This window comes from Kouleothrix sp. 19917 (assembly GCF_057073505.1).
This window is the reverse complement of record NZ_CP097099.1, coordinates 539,578-560,030: the sequence shown is the minus strand read 5'-3', so window position 1 is coordinate 560,030 and position 20,453 is coordinate 539,578. Positions and strand designations below refer to the sequence as shown.

Sequence of the window (20,453 nt, the reverse complement as noted above, 5' to 3'; positions counted from 1 at the left end):
TCATAAAATTAATTGAAATACTTGACTAGACGCCAATGGTTATTACCTGACATAGGCTGGTATAAAACATTGTCCATTAGCTTGTGCACAATAAACAAACCATAACCTCTAACTTGTGGAGTATCGAGGAGTGGAGGTTCTATCATATCAATATCAAATGAATCACCATTATCATAGATATCAACAGCAAAAATTTTTTCTTCAATCTTTATAGTGAAAACCACTTTGATGTATCCATTAGGAAAGTTAGCACATGCGTGTTCTACAATATTAGAACAAGTTTCGTGCACTGCCATTTGAACAGGATAAACATAACTATACAAAATATTTTCATTCCTCTTTAATATACATTCAATACAATCACTCAAAATGCTAAGATATTTTGTTGATGCAGGTATTTCAACACTAATAACATCCTCCCTATTGATATTCATTAATTCACCCCTTTAATCACAACTAATGTTTGATCATCATCTTGTGGTCGGCCTGTACTAAACACCTCAATCGCGGTATATATTTTTTCTAATATGAACTGCGCTGGCATATGAGCAGATGTAGATACAATATTGAGCAATCGATCATATCCAAACAGTTCTTCCTCAGGCCCACGTGCTTCATTTAGACCGTCCGTCCCTATTAACAGAAGATCGCCCGGCCCAAGCGATATCACATGATTCTTACACATGCTCATTCTAAGAACCCCAAGAGGTGGACTATCTGCACCTAATAATTTTGGAATTCCATCAGCAGAACAATAAATAACGGGCGAGTGACCAGCATTAGCATACACTATTGTCCGGGAAGCTGGCTGATACTGCCCAATAAAAGTGGTGGCGAACATTCCAACTTGCAAAAAATCCTCGAATAAATCTTCGTTCGAGTTTCGCATGACCAGCTCAGGTTCTGGATTGGGCATATAACTAGCTTTGCTATGAATGGCTGTACGGGTCATGGTCATAAGCAATGCTGCTGAAAGCGCCTTACCGCTTACATCACCAACTGCAACCATAAATGGCCGATTTGGTAGACTTATGAAATCGTAGAAATCGCCACCTATCTGCCGTGCTGGTTTCGAATGACCTGCAATGTCAAGTCCTTGTACTGAAGGAATATGCTGTGGTAAAAGACGAAGTTGAACCCTACGGGCGAGTTCTAGCTCTCTCTGAACTTTACGCTGCTCAAGTGTTTCTTGCTGCAGAAGAACTTGTTCTATATGCGTTCCGGCTTGCTCTATTATTACTTGTGCGAGTTTAACATCCGGTGAAGAAAAGTTTTCATCTTTATTTACGAGACCCAAACCTGCTACAAAAGAGCCACGAATCCTGATAGGAATCAATATTAAATTTTCAGCCTGCTCTGAATATTTGACAAGAAGATTTTTTTTGCTCAGAGAAATCTCTTTCTCGCGATTTTTTACTTGCTCAAACATGTGATGAATAGTCATTTCATCACCAAAGCTTTCTGGATATTGAATAATTATATTTCCTTGATTTTCTGATTCATATACGACAAACCCAGCACGTGTATTGATCAATCTCATTGCCTCGAATAATAGGCCACGAAGCGTATCATCGAGCGTTGTATAGTATCGTAGTGAACGAGTAAGCTGATAGACTGCCAATAGCCTATCCTGGCTATCGACAAGATCCGCTACCAGAGTGTTCATCTCTTCTTCTAACCTAATAAGATAAGATACTAGAGCTGCTTCTGCAGCCAGGCGCTCTTGCGATTGAATATCATATAAACCGCTTACGCGTAGGTCGCCGAGAAGTCGATGCTCATAGTAAACTGGCACTCGCAAACTCGGTTGCTCGAGAACATCGCGTGCAGGCCAGTACGCCAATGGAACGCCATCGCCCCACACTCCAAAAGCGGAGGCGCCACTGGCTAGCCATCCTTTCGCAAGGGTGGCAAGATGAGTGCGCATATTTACCAAGGCGTTAACGGTCATGTTTACTTCGCAAACACTGAAAGGGCATGATCTTCGTCGAGAAAAATATTAAAAGCTTTATCAAGCCTCGTGAGCTCAAAAATCATGTACACCTGTTGCTGCAAGGCACAGAGATAGAGATCGCCTTCATATTTATGGCATCGATTAAGACCTTGAACAAGAGTAGCAAGTGCGGTCGAGTCAATGAAATGAACTTGCCCTAGATTAACAACAATTTGTGAACTTTCGCCGGTTATATTTTTATCGAACCATTCATTTATCAAAGGTGTCACGTAGTTATCGAAACGACCAGATAGTCGAAGTACTTTGACTTTCCCAGAAACAGTATGCATCATGTCCATTTATGAAAACTCCTTATCTTTCAATGGCAGGATGATTTGCGCTAAAAGCATCTGCATGCACAGCTACTTGGCTTCGTACCAAACGAGATCGAAAACCCGCTAGTGGAGTTTGAAAAAATATTTTCAAGTCGCCGAACCATGTTCGAGTAGCGGTATAGTATGCATCAGCAATTAATATATCATTCAGTGAACTGGAACCAGCAAACTGGGTATACCATAAACCTGTAAATCCCATGGCATACTGATCACGTTTCTGCTGCCAAGTTTTTTCTGCGAATGAATGCTCTTCTAGTGTAAGCGGTTTTACTCCGACAAAACGCAAATCACCCTTTAGCACATTCCACAATTCCGGCATACGATGCATACCACAAAATCGAATCATTTTACCTAGTACATTCACAGAACCATCCCTGCTCGTTGTTTGAAATGAAAAGATTTGTGCATTCTGCAAGGTTTTTTTGGATTTACCTTCGACCGCTCGAAGACCATAGCACAAACGCTTACTAAAAGGGTTTCGATTTATGAATATTACTGTCAGCAAAAATACCGCTAATAATAACGGAAGAAGCAAAAATGTAAAAAATATTGCAGCAAAAATATCTATGATTCGAAGCAGTCTTTTCTTATGCCATTTTGGGAGTTCGATATTTGAAATAAGAAACTTATCCGTTACATCAATATTATATCCGGTTACCAAATCTATCATTGTCGATTGGTGAACAAGTCGATGGTTGATATTGACCAATCGACCAATATAGCTCCTTCGCAGAATTGTGCTGTGCCGGACTGTCGCCTCATCATCAATAACTACACTTGGAGCAATAATAGCCCCAGGCCCGAGTTCGGCATTGTGCCCTATTCGGCATCCTTCACCGATACAAAGAGGCGGGGCTAGGCGTGCGCTAGGATGAATAGTTGTATTTAATCCTATCCAAATTCCAGGGGCAATTTGATTCCCAGGAATTGTCAAAGGAAATGTCTTAGGAATATCTGACTCGCTGCCAACATTTCTTCGCGCCGCAGGGAAGGAGTTATATAAGAATGCTTGTTGCGCCTCTTCATATTGAGGAAAAGTTTCAAGAGGATTCCAGTAAGTATCAATGATATGTGCTCTAACGATTTGATTTTCGTTAAGTAGGGCTGGAAGAATATCGCGATATATAGTAGAAAACAATTTATTAGAAACATAATTAATAATACGTGGCTCGCAAAAAAACGCCCCAGTAAATTCAACCTGAAGCTTACGATCTTGTGTGATTTTATCTATTACTTTGTCATTTTCATCAATAGTAAGTGGTTGTTTTGGCGGCCAATTTTGGCGGGCAGCTATAAGTGTTAGCGCAGACCCGGATTCTCGATGAACATCAAGAGCAGCCTCTATATCAAAATCAATAATTATATCGGCAGGTACTACCAATACAGTTTCAGTTATTGCGTTTCCAACCCAGCGGACTGCTCCCGCATCGCCCCACCCCTCGCGCTGCATCACATAATCGATATGAACTCCCCAACGCCGCCCGATACCAAAATGCGAAACAATTGCTCCACCCTCTTTATACAAACTAACAAGTAACTTATTATAGCCTTTTCTGGCCAGCAATTCTATCAATATCTCCATTACTGGACGATTGACAATAGGAATCAAAGGGGTCGCTAAAGTGGTGCCTAGCGGCTCAAGCTTTGGCGTCTCATTTGTAGCAAGAAGCAGAACTTGCATGGAAATCCTTATGATAGTATCGAAGATGAAGCAGGAGTAAGCGGTGCAGGGAACGTAATCGCAGCATCGACACTTTCATAAATATCAAAAAACATGTCAAGCCGCACCAAAGAAAGAACTCGCGCAATATCTGAAGGGATGGCAGCAAGACTCAATGAACCACCTGCTGCTCGTGCGCGATTCGTCAGCGCCACAAGAGCGCCAAGGGCAGTGCTATCAAGAAATTTTGTGTGTTCAAGATTGACAATAAGAAACGGCGTTTTATTGAGCGCGTGTTCTGCCTGTTCAACAAATGCTGAATAGTTATGAATATCAAGCCGCCCCTCAATCGAAAGTATGATGGTTTTGTCAATCATAATGCCCTCCGAAGTCGGCAGATACTGGTTGAGTACATCACCATGGCGCAAAGCCCACCACTGTCTTAGAAAAAAATACCCAAAATAGCCAAAATCACGAACATAGCGGCGCCATAGTCGTTGCGGTTCCTGCATGAGTCGGTAAAGCCACTCGAGTCCGGCGCGTTGTATCCACCGTGGAGCCCGCCGTGTCACACCCGCAATCATATCAAATGTGCCGCCAACACCAATGCATACAGGTATCTGAAGGTAATCGGCATAGGCCCGAATCCACTTTTCTTGCTTCGGATTTCCAAAAGCAACCAATAAGATATCAGGTTTTGCCTGCCGAATATGATCAAGAATTGATCGATCAATTTCCTGTATAGCGACATTCGGCGGTGAGATGACGCCGGCAATTTTCAATGCACAATGCCGCTCCTGAAGAATATCAGCAGCACGCGCAGCTATTCCCTCACGTGCACCAAGCAAGAAGATGGAGAAACCTTTTTCTGCGGCACGCTCAGCTAAGGCAGGCACAAGATCAGCGCCTGTCACTCGGTCGGCCATTGGCATGCCAAGCAAACGAGCTCCGAGAACAAGCGGCATGCCGTCGGCAGTCGCCATATCTGATTCTTGGAGAATTAAGCGTAGTTCGGGATCGTGGAGAGAATTGACAACAAAATCGGCATTGACCGTTGTGACTTGATGTGTGCGCCCAGTTATTCGTCCTTGATGTATAAAACTTTCAAGGCGATCAAGCGCTTCGCTCATTGTCAGATCATCGACGGGCACACCAAGAATGATAAGCAGTTTGCGCATCGTGCCGATCTCTTTCTGTGATGTATAGCTGAGATGATTGATACTGCACGCATTGGTATGGCTAAATTAGTAGGCGCCCCGGCTCACAAGAACAGCTGGGATTGTTTTAAGCAAAATCTCAATATCTTTCCAGAGACTCTGCTCGGAAATATATTGAAGATCTAGCTCGATCCAACGCTTAAAATCAACATTACTTCGCCCAGATACCTGCTGCAAACCAGTAATACCCGGCACAGCATTCAAGCGACCAATCTGCTCGTAGCTATACAAGGCAACTTCGCGAGGCAGTGCAGGTCGCGGGCCTACAAGACTCATTTGGCCTTTTAATACATTGAACAGCTGTGGGAGTTCGTCGATACTAAGTTTACGAATGATACGACCCACACGTGTGACTCGTGGATCGTCCTTCATCTTAAATACTGGACCGTCGGCTTCATTTAATGCCATGAGCTCTTGCAGACGTAGCTCGGCATCTATATACATTGAACGAAATTTATAACATGGGAAGTGTTCACCCCACCGGCCTACACGAGTTTGGCGAAAAAGTATTGGACCTGGCGATTCGAGCTTAACTGCAATCGCAGTTATCAGCATAATTGGCGACACAGCAATAAGTGCCAAAATCGCCACAAATAAATCTAGGCACCGCTTTAAATTCCGCAGAATTTTGCGGCGAATAACCCACAAGAGGAGCGAAATTCTTATTCGCTGACTTGAATGAAAACTATCGAAACGCCGGTTCGCATATATTTCGAGCATGCGAGCAGCCTTTTCATCCAAAATCATTTTATTCTCAATATATTCCAATCTACACCTCGTTTACAGCTTGGCAATCGAGAATTACAGAATTAAGGATCACTTTACAGACTAGGTTAAACACTAAAACAAAGAGAAAATCACGTATCATTTCGCGCTGTACGTATCCAACTACGTTCATTATAGCCAATCATTACTCGTAAATAAAGGAGTGATTTCCAAAGAATAAAGACAGGAGCATACAACAAAGATTGATATACTCGACGAGGAGCATTCGAAATTACGAGACCGGCGCAAATATATATTGATTGGCCCAAAATAAGCGCAAAAGCCACCCATAGGCCAACAGTGCTTTGTAACGCAAAAGCTAGGACATAGGACAAAAAAGATATAGCTGCCAACACCGAAAATGGTGGAATAAGTTGTTCAATTGCGGCATCAAGCAATAAGAAACTTTTATGTTTGATTCCCAAATAAACAAGTTGTGGCATATATCTCCGGAGCATTTCCTGACGCCCACGCTCCCAACGGGCATTTTGCGTTTGCGAACCAGCTAACGAGTTGGGCATTTCAGCCCAGACTAAGGCATCAGGCGCAAATGTAACACGATGATTGTCGAGGATAAGCGACATATGATATTCAATATCTTCTGTCAACGAGGCGGACCAATGGTATCGACGGATAATATCTGCAGAAAACACCATTCCATTCCCTTTGAGACCAGCAGAAGCACCTAGCACGCTGCGAGCGAGAGGGCGCAAGTAGTGCAGCGCGGACAACGCCACTGCCCGCAAGCTTGCACTCCAAGATTTTTCGGGATCGCGGACGGCGTAGTACGCTTGGATGGCACGCTCGCCATGCCCCAAACGAGTGTTCATAACGCGCAAAAAATTACTTGAGATAAGAGAATCTGCATCAAGAATGAGTACGGCATCGCCAAGCAACCCTTCAGCTTCAAGTTGTGCGATTAACCACTCAAGGGCATAGCCTTTTCCGACATGTTCCGTGTCAAACCGCTCATACACGCTTGCGCCAAACTGTTGTGCAATTACTGATGTACGATCAGTGCAATTATCCGCGACAATACAGACATTGTATGCTGTATGCGGGTAATCCAGCGCCTCTATGCTTTGAAGTAACTCTGGAAGTAAAATTTCTTCGTTGTGAGCAGGAACAAGGATGGTAAATGTGTGCAGTTTTTCAGTGCCGCGAAACTTTGTGTGTCGGGGTGCCAGTAAGGCGATACAAGTCAAAAAAAGCAAATATCCAACTAGAAAAGCAACACCGCCCTCGACAACAAGGAGAACTGATGTAATAAAACTTAGCATGCTCATATATCCTTGCTAAACTGGCATCTGTGCAGCGCAATATGCCAATTAGAGTTGACAAACCACCTGATTGAGCCGATCAATATAATGATCCAGACTCATTGATTGCTCAATGCGCTTTCGACCACCTTTTCCAAGGCGCTGGGCAACATCGGCATTCGTAAGTAGATAAACAATTGCCTTGCGTAGCGCAATAGCATCGTTTGGAGGAACATACAAACCTGTTTCGCCCTCGACAACCACATCTGTCTGGCCAGGAGTGCGTGAGCAAATAACTGCCCGCTCCATTGCCATTGCTTCCAGAATTGCGGTTACCCCTGCTTGAAATTCGACGTTCTGTAACGGCATCACCATAAAGCGCGCATCAGCATACAGCTGGCGCAATTCGTACTGCGAAAACTTTCGTATCTGGACATTTGCAGGTATCATTCGCCCTTGCATTTCATCAGAACGCTTCGACCAGGGGCTGGCCGCCGCAATGACCACCTGCACAGGCAATTCTTTCACCGCATCCAGCAGGGTTGGGTAATCACGAGCTTCCAGCCCCACAGCACAAATTATCGGCTCCATATCGGTTTGAACGCATGTTTTGGCGGAATCAAAAAATCCTTCATCCACCATGAAGGGTGTAAAAATAACTCGTTCCGACGCTATCGACCAACGCTGCTCGATAAATTGCTTTTGCCAGGTCGAGTAAACAAGAAAGCGATCAATATGGCTTTGGATAGCCATATAATCAAAAAACACCATCTTCTTTTTAACCGACAAAATGTGGACAATCATGACATGATGAGCGCGTTGGTTCATGCCAAATAATTTGCTCATCAATGCAAAAGGTATACCAACCTGCTCACCATCGGTAAAAATGGTGCGATAAGTCCTGCGTAGCCGAAAGCATGCCCAGGCAAGCATAGTATCTGCGCCAGCCAGACGCTCCAGCAATATGCCAAAACGTCCTGTTGCTCGCCGCGCCGCAGGATAATCGAGTAGATCCGCATTTAGAGCGCGCGCCAACTCAAGGTAATCAGCCCGTGGGCGCTTCCCCTCTGAAACTTGCTCGTAAATATTGGACGCGATCACGCCGGATACGGTGAGAAGGACGTCTGCCATCATCTATCCCTTGCCCTGCCTGGGGCATTGCTATCAATATTCGGCTATTTGTCTGTGTACCGCGCTTGTTGCGCAAAAGTAATGCGCAAGAAAGCAAAATTATTAGGTGCTTTTTTGCGCTACTCGCTTAAGAACTGATAGCAGGCGCTGTGTATTTTGGCTGGCGTCAAACTTCGAAGCCACAGCTTGAGCCGCTCGTTCACCTTGCCGCAAGCGCATCGCAGGATCGCAAATAAGCCTGCGCAACGCCTTGGTCAAAGCATCAGTGTCACCAACTGATATTAGTGCGCCCGTCTCGCCATCGGATACAATCTCTGGAATGGCGGCCACATGCGTTGAAACCACAGGCAGGCCGGCGGCACCAGCTTCCGACAAAACCATCGGCAAGCAGTCGCCATAGGTTGGCAGGCAAAAAATATCGGATCGATGATACAGGGCTTTGAGTGCTGGACTATTTGGCTGCATATTGTGATATAGAAAGAGTCCTGGCTCTGACGGAAGCGCATCTCGCGTCACGATGTGGAGTTCAACGCCGAGTGGCCGAAGAGCGCGAAAAGCCTCAAGAAGCAGCAGCCCTCCTTTACGCGCAAAATCGCCACCGACGAAAAGGATTTTAACCGGTCCATCCGTTTTTTTTCGGGGCTCAACCCGGAACCACTCACGGACGTGCACCCCGGGCGGAATAACCGTGATCTTCTCTGGCGGCACATCATATTCAGCGATCAAGCCCTGCTTGGCCCACTCACTCCATGTAATAAGGTGGCGGGCTGCGCGAAAACAATCGCGATTGAGCCGCCATTTTGTGCGCTCAAGCCAGGCAGCGCCGGGCTTGTGGCCATATACCTCACCAAGCGCATCATACTGTAAGGGCGTGGCATCCAGAGAGACAACGCTCGGAATACGCTTGATCCAATCCGTGGAAAGAATCGCTGGTACCTGTGTATGAAAGAGTATTGCATCCAGTGCCGTGGCTTTTGCTAGCCCGGACACCTCGCGGCGCGCCCGAACTCCTGCACGAATCGTCCAGTTACTCCGAAACAGCGGAATGCGCCCTGCAATTCCAGTAGCGTCGAAAGGAACCAGGCCCCAATATGCCTGTACAGACGCATCTTGTTCTACTGTTGCTTGAAGATTTTTTGTATGGGTAATATGCCCCAAGGCCTGCTCAAGAATAAACCCGAACTGGTACTGTTTCATTGGTTTGCCTCAATAACCAGAAGTGAAAGCGAATACGGAGGAATTTCCAAAGTAAAGGGAAGCATGCCAAGTTCTTCCTTCGTGATATTTTTCGGGACGTCGGCGCTATAGCGAAATAGTGTCACCGCGCGCGGGTTAGCAAAATTCTGCAAATCGACTGCAACAGTTGCCGCTTGCTGAGGATCTTTATTAATCAGCAGCAGGGTGAGGCGACTATTCTCTTTTGCAATAGCCGCATAAGCACTCAATAACTGGGGATGTGTGCTCGTTGCTTGGACGGAGGTATCGCCAAAACGGCTGCCGCGCTGATCGTAATTTGAAAACATTTGGAAGGCATAAAAACCTGGAGTTCCAGGTTCAGGGTATCGCCAGTAATTTGCCAGGTAAACATCTTCACGACCGAGGATGCCCAGCACCTCCGCAAGCGCAAGTGCACCCGGCATCGTTTTGTCACCACCCCAGTTCCACTCACTAATTCCAAGTTTCGTCCCGGGATACTGCTGCTGAATTATCTGCTTCATACGCGGAATAAGCGCGACTGGCTGCGCAATCCACGACTCATCTATGTACGTTGCATCCCATAGTGAGCGGGTGCTGCGCAAGCGTTGTGCATCAATCTGGGCATTCGATTGATCGTTATACAAACCTTCAGGATAAAAGTGAATATCGAGTACATCGAGCGTGCGGACACCGTTTTGTTCATCGTGAGCACGCACCTGTTGTAAAAACCACGGCAAAAAATCTTGGCCGCCATGCCGCTCACGATCGACTTCGCCACTTGGAGAGTTCCAGTAGTAATACCAGCAACAACTTACCGGGCCAAGCAATTCAGCATGGGGCAGAACACTTTTTACAGCCGAGGCATAGGTAAGGTATGAATCGCGGATTTCATCGTACGATGTACATGTTGGATGCACGTCATAGTGAGTGTACCCCCAAAGATCAGGCTCATTATCCATTGCAATAAAGCGCACGTCCTCCGTTTGAATATGTCGCATCCACGCTACGACAGATTGCACATCCGAGCGAGTATTTGCCATGTTAGGGTCAGCTATCGGCCCGGGATTTTCGCAATTAGCGCCACCGGCATCGCCGCAGTTGCCGTCTTTATCAGGAAAGGAACAGGTCGCAGTATCGTTATTTTTTGCCACCCACCCCATTGTCGGCACTGTCAATAGAACCTCAGCCCCTGCGTTGGTACTTTCTTGAACGAAATCATCGCTCGCAGAGCGACCTGTATAGCCATAATCGCCATTCCGATACTGCCAATCACTTCCTGAATTCCAAGCGTTCCCTAGCTGCCAGTTATACCGTGTGCTTGGGTTACCCCCCCACCGATTCAGTGTAGGACGCAAGCTGGAAAGTACATCGGCAGAAGCCCCATTGACTCCATAAATAAATGGACTTATTGGATGGCGACCAAGCAGCGTATCAACCGTCACAGTAACGTCGGCCCTTGGTATTTCAAGTGTCGCTGTTACTGGTAGTAGGGAAGGAGTAGCTACCGGCGATGGCGCACCCATGAGGGCTGATAAAGTGGGTGTTGGCTGCACTGCCGGTTGTGAAGGCGCGCCTGTGCAGCTCACTATCACCCCAGCGAGAATGAATTGCAGACAAAATTGGCCGAACAGCGCATATCTTCTTGAGGAGATGCCACGGTACATATGGTGATTTTTTGATATTATCTTCATCTTATTTCTTACAATAGTTTAAAATTTTCGGCCGCGTCGCCTGAATTACACCGCTTTTCGAAAGACAGGGATACGTTTGTGTTCCAAAATATTTCATGATTTTTCTATCGTGCAATAGTATCAATTTCCGTGTAAACCATTTATATATTGCGATTTTCTTCTGATTAAACACACTGTGTGCACAATCCCGCTTCCATCAATTTTCCACAACTATACTATCAAGGAGAGCGGACTTATGATCGGAATGAGTGTAATTGGTTATGGTTATTGGGGGCCAAATCTCGTTCGCAACTTCTCGCAGGTAGCAAATACTCGTATCGTCAGCGTTTGTGATCAGCGCCCTGAGCGGCGCGCCCTGGTTGAGTCAATTTATCCAGGAGTTCGAACCTGTACTGACGTGCGAGATGTGTGGTCAAACCCAGCAATCGACGCTGTAGCAATTGCAACTCCGGTTTCATCTCATTATGAACTGGCCCTTCAGGCACTACGTGCAGGCAAGCATGTCTTTGTTGAGAAACCATTCACCACAACCTCAGCTCAAGCCGAACATCTGCTCGAAGAGGCAGAAAAGCGCCAGCTGACGCTGATGGTGGACCACACATTTGTTTACACAAGCGCAGTTCGCAAAATCAAAGAGCTGATTGACAACGGCAGCACAGGCAAGATTCACTACTACGACTCTGTCCGTGTCAATCTGGGCCTGTTCCAGCACGATGTCAATGTGCTGTGGGATCTGGCAGTTCACGATCTCTCGATCATGGACTTTCTATTTGAGCGTAGCCCCGCCACTATCGCCGCCACAGGTATGGCCCACGTTCCTGGGCAGCCCGAAAACCTCGCCTATTTAACGTGCTACTTCACCGACACTTTGATTGCGCACTTCCATGTGAATTGGCTGGCGCCGGTCAAGGTACGCCAAACACTGATTGGTGGGTCGCAAAAAATGATTGTCTACGACGACATTGAAATGAGCGAGAAAATTAAGGTTTATGACAAAGGTATTACACTCAGTGATCAGCCAGCCGACATTTATCAACTGAAAGTCGGCTACCGCGCCGGCGACATGTGGGCGCCACGCCTCGACAATATTGAGGCACTTCAAATCGAAGCTAATCACTTCATCGAATGCATCACAAACAAACGCAAACCATTGACCGATGGCGAGGTCGGGCTGCGTGTGGTGCGTATTCTCGAAGCCGCATCACAATCAATTGCGAAGCGCGGCGCACCCATCGATCTGTAAACAATTCCGTATCTTGCAATTATCGATATCGATCTTCAATACAAGGAAAATCTCATGATTCCGTTCGTTGATCTGAAAACCCAATACCAGTCCATTAAAGACGAGATCAATTCCGCAGTGCTGGGGGTGCTTGAAAGCAGCCAATTCGTGCTTGGTTCCAGTGTTACTGCTTTCGAAGAGCAATTTGCTGCCTATTGCGGGGCATCCTACGCAATGGGCGTAAGCACCGGCACAAGCGCGCTTCATCTTGCGCTGCTTGCGGCTGGTATTGGGCCTGGCGATGAGGTAATCACAACACCATTCACCTTTATCGCAACTGCCTCCGCAATTGACTATACCGGCGCAAAGCCAGTTTTTGTCGATATCGATCCGGTTTCCTTAACCCTCGACCCTGACCTAATTGAGTCCGCTATTACACCGCGCACCAAAGCTATTCTGCCGGTGCACCTGTATGGCCAGCCAGCAGATATGGACCCAATTCTTGCGATTGCGCGCAAATACCATTTGCTTGTAATTGAAGACGCCGCGCAGGCACATGGTGCGGAATATAAGGGCCGCCGTGTGGGCGGCATTGGCGACTTGGCGTGTTTTAGCTTCTACCCTGGCAAGAACCTGGGGGCCTATGGCGAAGGCGGAGCCGTTACAAGCAGCAATCCCGAGTTCGCCCGCCGCGTCCGCATGCTGCGCGACTGGGGTACCGAGCGGCGCTATCATCACGATCTCAAGGGTTTTAACTACCGAATGGAAGGTATTCAGGGGGCGGTTCTCGGCGTGAAAATGCGCTATATCGAGGATTGGACAGAAGCCCGCCGCCGACACGCAGCCCGCTATGACGCGCTCTTACCAAAAAATAAAGTTGTACTTCCACAGGCAATGAGCGACCGGCGGCACGTCTATCATATCTATGCAGTGCGCCACACTCAGCGTGACGCCTTACAGTCGTATCTGCACGACTGCGGAATCGCAACTGGCATTCACTACCCAATCCCTGTTCATCTCCAGCGCGCATTTGCTGAGCTTGGCTACAAAGCCGGCGACTTCCCGCAGGCTGAGCAAGCTGCCAATGAAGTCCTATCGCTTCCGTTGTTCCCAGAACTTCAGAAGTACCAGCAAGATGTTGTCATTGCGGCGCTGCAAAGCTGGCAGCCATAAGAAAGGGGCTATTCCTTGAGCAATACATCAAAACGAGTTTTAGTCACTGGTGGCGCCGGTTTGATCGGGTCACATATTGTCGACTTGCTGATGGATCGTTATGAGCGCGGCACCGTAAGCGAAATTGTTGTGCTCGACAATTTTGTGCGCGGCCAGCGCACGAATCTCGCGGGAGCGCTGCGCCGTGGCCCTGTCACAATCGTCGAAGGCGATGTCCGCGACCGCGCACTCCTTGCCGAAGCCATGCAGAGCATTGATCAGGTATTCCATCTCGCGGCAATTCGCATAACGCAGTGCGCGGAAGATCCGCGCCTCGCGCACGAAGTGCTGGGCGACGGAACCTTTAATGTGCTCGAAGCCGCCGTCAAGGCTGGCGTGAAAAAGGTGATTGCCTCATCTTCGGCTTCGGTGTATGGGCTTGCGGATTATTTCCCAACCACCGAAGAGCAGCATCCATATAACAACCGCACGATCTACGGCGCGCTAAAGGCGTATAACGAAGGATTGCTGCGCAGCTTCAATGACATGCACGGCCTGAATTATGTCGCGTTGCGCTATTTCAATGTGTATGGGCCGCGTATGGATATTTACGGCGCTTATACCGAAGTACTCATTCGCTGGATGGATCGCCTGCTTGAAGGCAAACCGCCGCTGATTTTCGGCGATGGTTCGCAAACAATGGATTTTGTATTCGTTGAAGATATCGCGCGCGCCAACTTGCTTGCCGCCGAGTCCGATGTTTCTGATCAAGTCTTCAATGTGGCGAGTGGCGTCGAAACTAGCCTGAATGATTTGGCTTACGCCCTGATGCGTGTGATGGGCGCAGATATGCACCCTGAGTACGGTCCCGAACGCAAAGTCAACCCGGTGCCGCGCCGCCTCGCCAGCACCGCCAAGGCGCGCGACATGCTTGGGTTTGAAGCACAGATTGATCTTGATGAAGGCTTGCGGCGGCTGGTGTCGTGGTGGCAGGCAACGCGCAACGGAGCAGGCAAATGATTGAGCAGAAAAGCATGCGCACCATCCCAATCGCGAAGACGGTTATGGGCGAAGCTGAAGCAGAAGCCGCGAAACGGCCAATTATGTCAGGCTGGATCACGCAAGGACCGGAGGTAGCAGCATTCGAGCAGGAATTCGCTGATTTTGCAGGGGCAACACACGCCTGTGCGGTTTCCAATTGCACCACTGCGCTCCACCTTGCGCTGCTTGCAGTTGGCGTGCAGCCCGGCGACGAAGTTATTACCGTCAGCCATTCATACATCGCTACGGCCAACAGTATTCACTACTGTCAGGCTATACCCATTTTTGTGGATGTTGACCCCGCTACGCAAAACATGAACCCGGCGCTGATTGAGGCAGCGATTACGCCACGCACCCGAGCTATTCTGTGCGTCCACCAGATCGGGATGCCATGCGACATGCCAGCCATTCTGGCAATTGCCCGCCGCCACAACTTGCCGGTTGTGGAAGATGCAGCCTGCGCCAGCGGCAGCGAGATTCTTATCGACGAAAAATGGGAGCGTATTGGCAAGCCGCATGGCGATATTGCCTGTTTCTCTTTCCATCCGCGCAAGGTCATCAGCACCGGCGATGGCGGCATGCTGACGACCCACAATTCACAATATGATCAGCAGTTTCGGCTACTGCGCCAGCATGGAATGAGCGTGAATGATCGTGTTCGCCACAGCGCACACGAGGTGATTTTCGAAGAGCACTCCAGCATTGGGTTCAACTATCGCATGACCGATATTCAAGCGGCGGTTGGGCGCGAACAACTCAAACGCCTGCCCGAGATTGTCGCAGCACGACGCCGACTGGCCGACCAGTACGCTACATTGCTTGGCGATATTCCAGATTTAGGCGTGCCACACGAGCCACGCTGGGCGCGCAGCAACTGGCAGAGCTATAGCGTGCGCCTCCCCAAAGGAACTGATCAGCGCGCGGTGATGCAGTATCTGCTTGACCATGGCATTGCGAGCCGGCGCGGTATTATGTGCGCCCATCGTGAGGCACCCTACCGCGAGCTTGCACGCAACCGATCTCTGCCCGAATCGGAGCGCGCCCAAGATACAACTATTATTCTTCCACTATTCCCGCAGCTTACCGAAAGTGATCAGGAATACATTGCGGCGATGCTGCGTGAAGCGTGCGCGTACCAGCATTAGCATTTACCGCATACGTGTCATTCAATTGCGATGCAGGAGGGCAGCGCATGGATAAAGCCTTAACCGCAGAATTATCACATTTCGAGAACACGCATTCGCTGACAAGAGTCGCGCTGTTTACGAATAGCATCTCTGTTGGCGGCATGGAAGAGCATGTCGAGTTGCTTGCGAGGCATCTAGACCGCAGCCAGTTTGAGGTCTTCAGTATTTGCCCGGAATGGGAGGCCACTGAGCCTTTTTATCGCTCGCTTGCGCAAGAGTCAGATTACGTTGCGAAAGCAACACCTGATCGCCGGCATGGGCTTATTCATGTCCCCAAAGAGTGCCTACGCCTGTATCACTACTTGCGCACCTGGAAAATTGACGTACTCCATATGCACTCGACAACCTTTCGCGGGCAGTTGTATGCGTTGATGATGGCGCGACTTGCTGGTGTGAAACGCATCTATGTCACCGAGCATTTAGCGCCCGATGAAAAGCTTCCAGTCCCTGAGCGCGCCCTCCGTTCGCTGGTGACACGGCTGATTGATGGCCTTGTCTGTGTCTCGCAAAAGAATTACCTTGCGCGGGCAGCCCACCTCTATACGCCACAACATCGCACGACAGTGGTAAATAATGGCGTTGATCTCGATGATTTTCCAACTATTCCAGAATCGGCGCTGGCGAATCTTCGTACCCAGTACGATCTGCCAGATGATGCGCTTATTATCGGGACTGTTGTGCGCTTCGAACCAGAAAAAGGTTTGAACTATTTATTCGACGCGATGCCGGAAATTTTAGCTGCCTGCCCAAATACATACCTGCTTATGGTTGGCGATGGTTCGCTTCGCGAAGAACTTGCAGCACAGGCGGAACGGCTTGGCTTTGCTGACCAGGTTCGGTTTACAGGTTTCCAAAGCGATCCGCGGCCATATCTTGGCTTGCTGGATGTGTTTGTGTTGCCTGTGCCTGTAGGCTCAATGTCGATTGGCTTGCTGGAAGCCATGGCAATGCGACGTGCAGTGATCATTACGTTTGGCGGTGAAGGCGAAGCGGTGGTGCATGGCGAGAGCGGATTTTGCGCTGAACCGCGTAATTCCGCATCGATTGCATCACACACGATTCAGCTGCTGCAAGACTCACACCTTCGCGCACAGTTCGGCGAGCAAGCCTATCAGCGAATAGCTAGCACTTTTTCGGCCCAGCAGGTTGCGAAAACACTTGGCACGCTATATCGCTCGACAATTGTGTAGGAGCCAGCGATGCCTTTCTCCGCCGGTTTTTTTATGGACCAGATTGCTGGTCATATTACGAACTACCACAACCTTCGTGCTGTAGCCGCGAACGAGCCAGAAATGGATGCGCGCTGGTATGAAATCAGCTACCGCAAAGCCGGCGGTTCGCTCGAACGGCTGCGCGATGAGTACCTGCCGTTCATGCCCTCATATGTAAGCGGCGTCATGCGTGGCACCTTCGAAATGTATCGGGCGCTGCGGCAAGCTGAATGCGACGTTATCTTCACGAATGCCTCGGTGCGTATTTTCTTTTTTCGCACGTTTCGAACAATACCCACAATGATTGATCTGGATGCAACACCGCTGCAAATCGACCGTATGGAAGCCTATTCCAGTGGCTGGCGTGACCCAAAGCCACTAGCAACCCTGAAATGGCAGTTATTCAAACGAACGCTTGATGCTGCCGTGCGCGTACAGGCCTGGTCACATTGGGCAAAGCAATCGCTCATTGATGATTATAATGTGCCAGGTGACAAAATTATTGTGACACCACCGGGTGTGCGCTTGAATTTCTGGCAGCCAAATCTAAGCGTGCGCCCAAACGATAAGGTGTTACGGGTGCTGTTTGTTGGCGGCGATTTCCGCCGCAAAGGTGGCAACTTGCTGCTGGAGTGGTTCAAACAGCGCCAGCAGCCAGACTGCGAACTGCATATTGTGACCCGCGAACCAGTTACAGCTGGCAACGGCATTTTTGTCTATCGCGATTTGGAACCGAACAGCCAGCGTCTGCTTACACTCTATCAACAAAGTGACCTATTTGTGCTTCCCAGCATCGGCGAATGCTTTGGTATCGCCACAATCGAAGCGATGGCAGCGGGTTTGCCCGTGATTGCCAGCGATGTGGGGGGAACCGCCGATATTATTCAAAGCGGGCGCAATGGCTATATTGTGCCAGGAAACGATGGTGTGGCGCTTGTTGCGGCGATTGAGCGCATTCTTGGCGACCAGCAGCAGCGTATCGCGATGGGCCAGGTTTCACGCGCGCTTGCCGAAGAGCGTTTCGATGTACAAAAAAACGCCCGGCGCACATTCCGCGTGCTGCAAGAGCTTGCTGCCAAACGTCAAGAACGTCACCTGCCAGTTTCAATATAAGTTTAGTTGAGGTTCCAGCATGCTTGAGCACATGAAAAATACGATGTTTTTTGGCCTGAACAAAACTGGCAACCTGCTGCTCAGCCCACCAATTGGCGGCGGACTTGGCCAGTTTCGCAACCACGGGCCGCGCGATAAGCGCAAGATCGCTCTGACATTTGATGATGGGCCGAGCAAGCCCTGCACCGAAGAGTTGATCGAGGCCATGGGCGAAATGAATGTAAGAGGCACCTTTTTCTGTGTAGGCCAAAACGCCGTTATAAATGCCGATTTGCTCCGACGCATGGATACCGAGGGCCATGTGATCGGCAACCATTCCCTGGCGCATCGACGCATTACCTCAATTAAGCCATGGGGCGGCGACCATATTGATGAAGGGGCGCGCTATATTGGCAAAATTCTTGGGAAATTGCCGCGCCTGTACCGGCCGCCGTGGGGCTGGCTGACGCCCTGGGAGGGGCGGCGCCTGCACCAGCGCGGATATACGATTATCGGGTGGGATGTGTACACGCTCGACTGGTGTATTCCTGAAGTTGATGGGCACGCGATTGCCGACAAAGCGCGCCGCGACACCAAGCCTGGCTCGATCCTACTGTTTCATGATGCGTACCCGGGCGCGCAATACTGGCAGAAGCGCGAAACAACGCGGGCAATCAGGCGGATTGTGCCGGCGCTGCGTGCGGAAGGCTATGAATTTGTGACCATTCCTGAACTGCTGAATGTGCCCGGGTACACATCGCTGTAAAGAGAGTGTGCGATGCCGCTTGTATCGGTGATTATCACAACGCGCAATCGCGCCGGGCTTGTGCAGGAAGCAATCGAGAGTGTGCTGGCCGTCAAACAGCTTACATTTGAGCTTGAAATCATTGTGGTTGATGATGGCTCAACTGATGACACGAGCGCAATCATTGCGCGTTACCCGGTGATATATGTGCACACCAATGGCATTGGAATGGCACGCGCACGTAATACCGGCCTGCGGATGGCGAATGGCGACTTTGTGACGCTGCTGGATGACGATGATGCCTGGCTGCCTAATAATGTTGGCGCGCAGCTGGCAGTTTTTGCACAACACCCTGAATATGGAGCAGTTCACGCGCAATCGCAGCTTGTGCATGCCGACCGAACGCCATTTGGCGCGCCAGTGCCGGAAGGGCCACTGCCGTCGGGCTGGGTGTTTGAGGAACTACTCAGCTACTGGCCGCAGGTTGGCACCATTCTGACACGCCGTGATGTGGCGCGCGAGGCGGGCGAGATGGATCCCTCGCTGAGCGGCGATACCGATTGGGACTGGCTGTTGCGCGTTGCGCGCCGCCACCAGATCGGCCGGGTTGAACAGCCAGTGCTGCTGTTCCGGCAGCGCGAGGGGGCTGAAGAAGAACTGGCGTGGCGGCGCTTCCCGGCGATGGCCACGATTTTTCATCGCCACACGCGTGACCTGCCGCTTGCGCAGCGCTTGCGCCTGGAGCCGATCCTCTGGCGGCATCGCGGATGGTGGGCAGCGCACTTTTTGGGCTACGCGCAGGCCAACGCTGCGGCGGGAAATCAATTGCGGGCGCGCCGAAGCCTGTGGTACGCGTTCCGCTGCTCGCCGGCCCATGCGCTGGTGGGCTGCTTGCGCCACTGGCCGCTGAAAACAACACCCGCACCGACGGGCGCACCAGCAAACACTCTATAACTTTGCAGAAAGAGGCAGAACGCATATGGCCATCATTCATCCGAGTGCCGACGTATCGCCGGAAGCCAGCATTGGCGCAGGGACGCGCGTGTGGAGCAATGTGCAGATTCGCGAGCGAGCGCAGGTGGGCAAAAACTGCATTGTTGCGCGGAATGTGTATATTGAGTGCGATGTGGTGGTGGGCGACAATGTCAAGATTCAGAACAATGCGTCGCTGTATGTTGGGCTTACCGTGGAAGATGGCGTATTCATTGGGCCGCATGTGATCTTCACGAACGACCGCGTGCCACGGGCGATTAACCCGAACGGGACGCTGAAAAGCGCGGACGACTGGCATGTTGGGCAGACGCGGGTGTGCTATGGCGCGGCGCTGGGCGCAGGCAGTGTCGTGGTCACTGGCGTGACGATCGGGCGCTGGGCGCTGGTAGGATCGGGCGCGGTGGTGACGCGGGATGTGCCTGAGCACGCTGTGGTGGTTGGCAACCCGGCGCGCGTGATCGGCTACGTGAGCGCGGGCGGGGTACGCTGCGCCACTCAGGAGGAAGCCCGCGCCCTCAGCAAGCAGGAAGGCGGCGCGGCAGAATAGCATGCTCGCGTCACA

At 49.9% G+C, this 20,453-nt stretch carries 19 protein-coding genes; 9 read left to right on the top strand and 10 right to left on the bottom strand.

Translation table 11 applies throughout. The annotated features are described in order from the left end of the window. Positions 1–8: 8 nt before the first annotated feature. The 10 genes from M1P90_RS02290 to M1P90_RS02245 all read right to left on the bottom strand — a co-directional run bounded on the left by M1P90_RS02290 (position 9) and on the right by M1P90_RS02245 (position 11,221). Positions 9–434, bottom strand: a complete 426-nt coding sequence (locus M1P90_RS02290) for an ATP-binding protein (RefSeq protein ID WP_483701038.1) — start codon at positions 432–434, stop codon at positions 9–11. Then, positions 434–1,951 (bottom strand): PP2C family protein-serine/threonine phosphatase, encoded by a 1,518-nt coding sequence (locus tag M1P90_RS02285; RefSeq protein WP_483701037.1) that lies wholly within the window; start codon positions 1,949–1,951, stop codon positions 434–436. The genes M1P90_RS02290 and M1P90_RS02285 overlap by 1 nt, the downstream gene beginning before the upstream one ends. 2 nt (positions 1,952–1,953) lie before the next feature. Beyond that, positions 1,954–2,292 (bottom strand): STAS domain-containing protein, encoded by a 339-nt coding sequence (locus M1P90_RS02280; RefSeq protein WP_483701036.1) that lies wholly within the window; start codon positions 2,290–2,292, stop codon positions 1,954–1,956. Positions 2,293–2,305: 13 nt separating this feature from the next. Beyond that, positions 2,306–4,009 carry a sugar transferase gene (locus M1P90_RS02275; RefSeq protein ID WP_483701035.1) on the bottom strand — a complete coding sequence of 568 codons (1,704 nt, stop codon included), beginning with the start codon at positions 4,007–4,009 and terminating at the stop codon, positions 2,306–2,308. Positions 4,010–4,017: 8 nt separating this feature from the next. After that, positions 4,018–5,166, bottom strand: coding sequence for a WecB/TagA/CpsF family glycosyltransferase (locus M1P90_RS02270; RefSeq protein WP_483701034.1), 1,149 nt, complete (start codon positions 5,164–5,166; stop codon positions 4,018–4,020). A gap of 66 nt (positions 5,167–5,232) precedes the next feature. Next, complete coding sequence (locus tag M1P90_RS02265; RefSeq protein WP_483701033.1) at positions 5,233–5,973, bottom strand: exopolysaccharide biosynthesis polyprenyl glycosylphosphotransferase; 741 nt, start codon at positions 5,971–5,973, stop codon at positions 5,233–5,235. 89 nt (positions 5,974–6,062) lie between these two features. Further along, complete coding sequence (locus M1P90_RS02260) at positions 6,063–7,250, bottom strand: glycosyltransferase family 2 protein (protein WP_483701032.1); 1,188 nt, start codon at positions 7,248–7,250, stop codon at positions 6,063–6,065. Positions 7,251–7,298: 48 nt separating this feature from the next. Then, positions 7,299–8,360, bottom strand: a complete 1,062-nt coding sequence (locus M1P90_RS02255; protein ID WP_483701031.1) for a glycosyltransferase family 4 protein — start codon at positions 8,358–8,360, stop codon at positions 7,299–7,301. 102 nt (positions 8,361–8,462) lie between these two features. Then, positions 8,463–9,557 (bottom strand): glycosyltransferase family 4 protein, encoded by a 1,095-nt coding sequence (locus tag M1P90_RS02250; protein WP_483701030.1) that lies wholly within the window; start codon positions 9,555–9,557, stop codon positions 8,463–8,465. Then, positions 9,554–11,221, bottom strand: a complete 1,668-nt coding sequence (locus tag M1P90_RS02245; protein ID WP_483701029.1) for a glycoside hydrolase family 44 protein — start codon at positions 11,219–11,221, stop codon at positions 9,554–9,556. Before M1P90_RS02245 ends, M1P90_RS02250 begins: the two co-directional genes overlap by 4 nt. A gap of 262 nt (positions 11,222–11,483) precedes the next feature. Between M1P90_RS02245 and M1P90_RS02240 the strand changes: the two genes are divergently transcribed. From M1P90_RS02240 to M1P90_RS02200, 9 genes are read left to right on the top strand one after another with little or no spacing between them, the layout of a single operon-like run. Continuing rightward, positions 11,484–12,491 (top strand): Gfo/Idh/MocA family protein, encoded by a 1,008-nt coding sequence (locus M1P90_RS02240; RefSeq protein WP_483701028.1) that lies wholly within the window; start codon positions 11,484–11,486, stop codon positions 12,489–12,491. 54 nt (positions 12,492–12,545) lie between these two features. Further along, positions 12,546–13,643, top strand: a complete 1,098-nt coding sequence (locus tag M1P90_RS02235) for a DegT/DnrJ/EryC1/StrS family aminotransferase (RefSeq protein ID WP_483701027.1) — start codon at positions 12,546–12,548, stop codon at positions 13,641–13,643. A gap of 15 nt (positions 13,644–13,658) precedes the next feature. Then, complete coding sequence (locus tag M1P90_RS02230) at positions 13,659–14,642, top strand: NAD-dependent epimerase/dehydratase family protein (RefSeq protein ID WP_483701026.1); 984 nt, start codon at positions 13,659–13,661, stop codon at positions 14,640–14,642. After that, positions 14,639–15,808 (top strand): DegT/DnrJ/EryC1/StrS family aminotransferase, encoded by a 1,170-nt coding sequence (locus M1P90_RS02225; RefSeq protein WP_483701025.1) that lies wholly within the window; start codon positions 14,639–14,641, stop codon positions 15,806–15,808. Before M1P90_RS02230 ends, M1P90_RS02225 begins: the two co-directional genes overlap by 4 nt. Before the next feature lie 47 nt (positions 15,809–15,855). After that, positions 15,856–17,040 (top strand): glycosyltransferase family 4 protein, encoded by a 1,185-nt coding sequence (locus tag M1P90_RS02220; protein WP_483701024.1) that lies wholly within the window; start codon positions 15,856–15,858, stop codon positions 17,038–17,040. 9 nt (positions 17,041–17,049) lie between these two features. Next, complete coding sequence (locus tag M1P90_RS02215; RefSeq protein WP_483701023.1) at positions 17,050–18,174, top strand: glycosyltransferase family 4 protein; 1,125 nt, start codon at positions 17,050–17,052, stop codon at positions 18,172–18,174. Positions 18,175–18,193: 19 nt separating this feature from the next. Beyond that, on the top strand, positions 18,194–18,919 hold the full coding sequence (locus M1P90_RS02210; protein ID WP_483701022.1) for a polysaccharide deacetylase family protein: 726 nt from the start codon (positions 18,194–18,196) through the stop codon (positions 18,917–18,919). A gap of 12 nt (positions 18,920–18,931) precedes the next feature. Further along, positions 18,932–19,852, top strand: a complete 921-nt coding sequence (locus M1P90_RS02205) for a glycosyltransferase family 2 protein (protein WP_483701021.1) — start codon at positions 18,932–18,934, stop codon at positions 19,850–19,852. A 25-nt stretch (positions 19,853–19,877) separates the two neighbouring features. Beyond that, on the top strand, positions 19,878–20,438 hold the full coding sequence (locus tag M1P90_RS02200) for an acyltransferase (RefSeq protein WP_483701020.1): 561 nt from the start codon (positions 19,878–19,880) through the stop codon (positions 20,436–20,438). Positions 20,439–20,453 lie beyond the last annotated feature (15 nt).

Coding starts and splice junctions, on each gene's coding strand:
- M1P90_RS02215 (WP_483701023.1), top strand. CDS start 17,050: ATGCCTTTCTCCGCCGGTTTTTTTATGGACCAGATTGCTGGTCATATT.
- M1P90_RS02270 (WP_483701034.1), bottom strand. CDS start 5,166: ATGCGCAAACTGCTTATCATTCTTGGTGTGCCCGTCGATGATCTGACA.
- M1P90_RS02285 (WP_483701037.1), bottom strand. CDS start 1,951: ATGACCGTTAACGCCTTGGTAAATATGCGCACTCATCTTGCCACCCTT.
- M1P90_RS02275 (WP_483701035.1), bottom strand. CDS start 4,009: ATGCAAGTTCTGCTTCTTGCTACAAATGAGACGCCAAAGCTTGAGCCG.
- M1P90_RS02240 (WP_483701028.1), top strand. CDS start 11,484: ATGATCGGAATGAGTGTAATTGGTTATGGTTATTGGGGGCCAAATCTC.
- M1P90_RS02205 (WP_483701021.1), top strand. CDS start 18,932: ATGCCGCTTGTATCGGTGATTATCACAACGCGCAATCGCGCCGGGCTT.
- M1P90_RS02250 (WP_483701030.1), bottom strand. CDS start 9,557: ATGAAACAGTACCAGTTCGGGTTTATTCTTGAGCAGGCCTTGGGGCAT.
- M1P90_RS02280 (WP_483701036.1), bottom strand. CDS start 2,292: ATGGACATGATGCATACTGTTTCTGGGAAAGTCAAAGTACTTCGACTA.
- M1P90_RS02260 (WP_483701032.1), bottom strand. CDS start 7,250: ATGCTAAGTTTTATTACATCAGTTCTCCTTGTTGTCGAGGGCGGTGTT.
- M1P90_RS02255 (WP_483701031.1), bottom strand. CDS start 8,360: ATGGCAGACGTCCTTCTCACCGTATCCGGCGTGATCGCGTCCAATATT.
- M1P90_RS02210 (WP_483701022.1), top strand. CDS start 18,194: ATGCTTGAGCACATGAAAAATACGATGTTTTTTGGCCTGAACAAAACT.
- M1P90_RS02200 (WP_483701020.1), top strand. CDS start 19,878: ATGGCCATCATTCATCCGAGTGCCGACGTATCGCCGGAAGCCAGCATT.
- M1P90_RS02220 (WP_483701024.1), top strand. CDS start 15,856: ATGGATAAAGCCTTAACCGCAGAATTATCACATTTCGAGAACACGCAT.
- M1P90_RS02225 (WP_483701025.1), top strand. CDS start 14,639: ATGATTGAGCAGAAAAGCATGCGCACCATCCCAATCGCGAAGACGGTT.
- M1P90_RS02245 (WP_483701029.1), bottom strand. CDS start 11,221: ATGTACCGTGGCATCTCCTCAAGAAGATATGCGCTGTTCGGCCAATTT.
- M1P90_RS02235 (WP_483701027.1), top strand. CDS start 12,546: ATGATTCCGTTCGTTGATCTGAAAACCCAATACCAGTCCATTAAAGAC.
- M1P90_RS02290 (WP_483701038.1), bottom strand. CDS start 434: ATGAATATCAATAGGGAGGATGTTATTAGTGTTGAAATACCTGCATCA.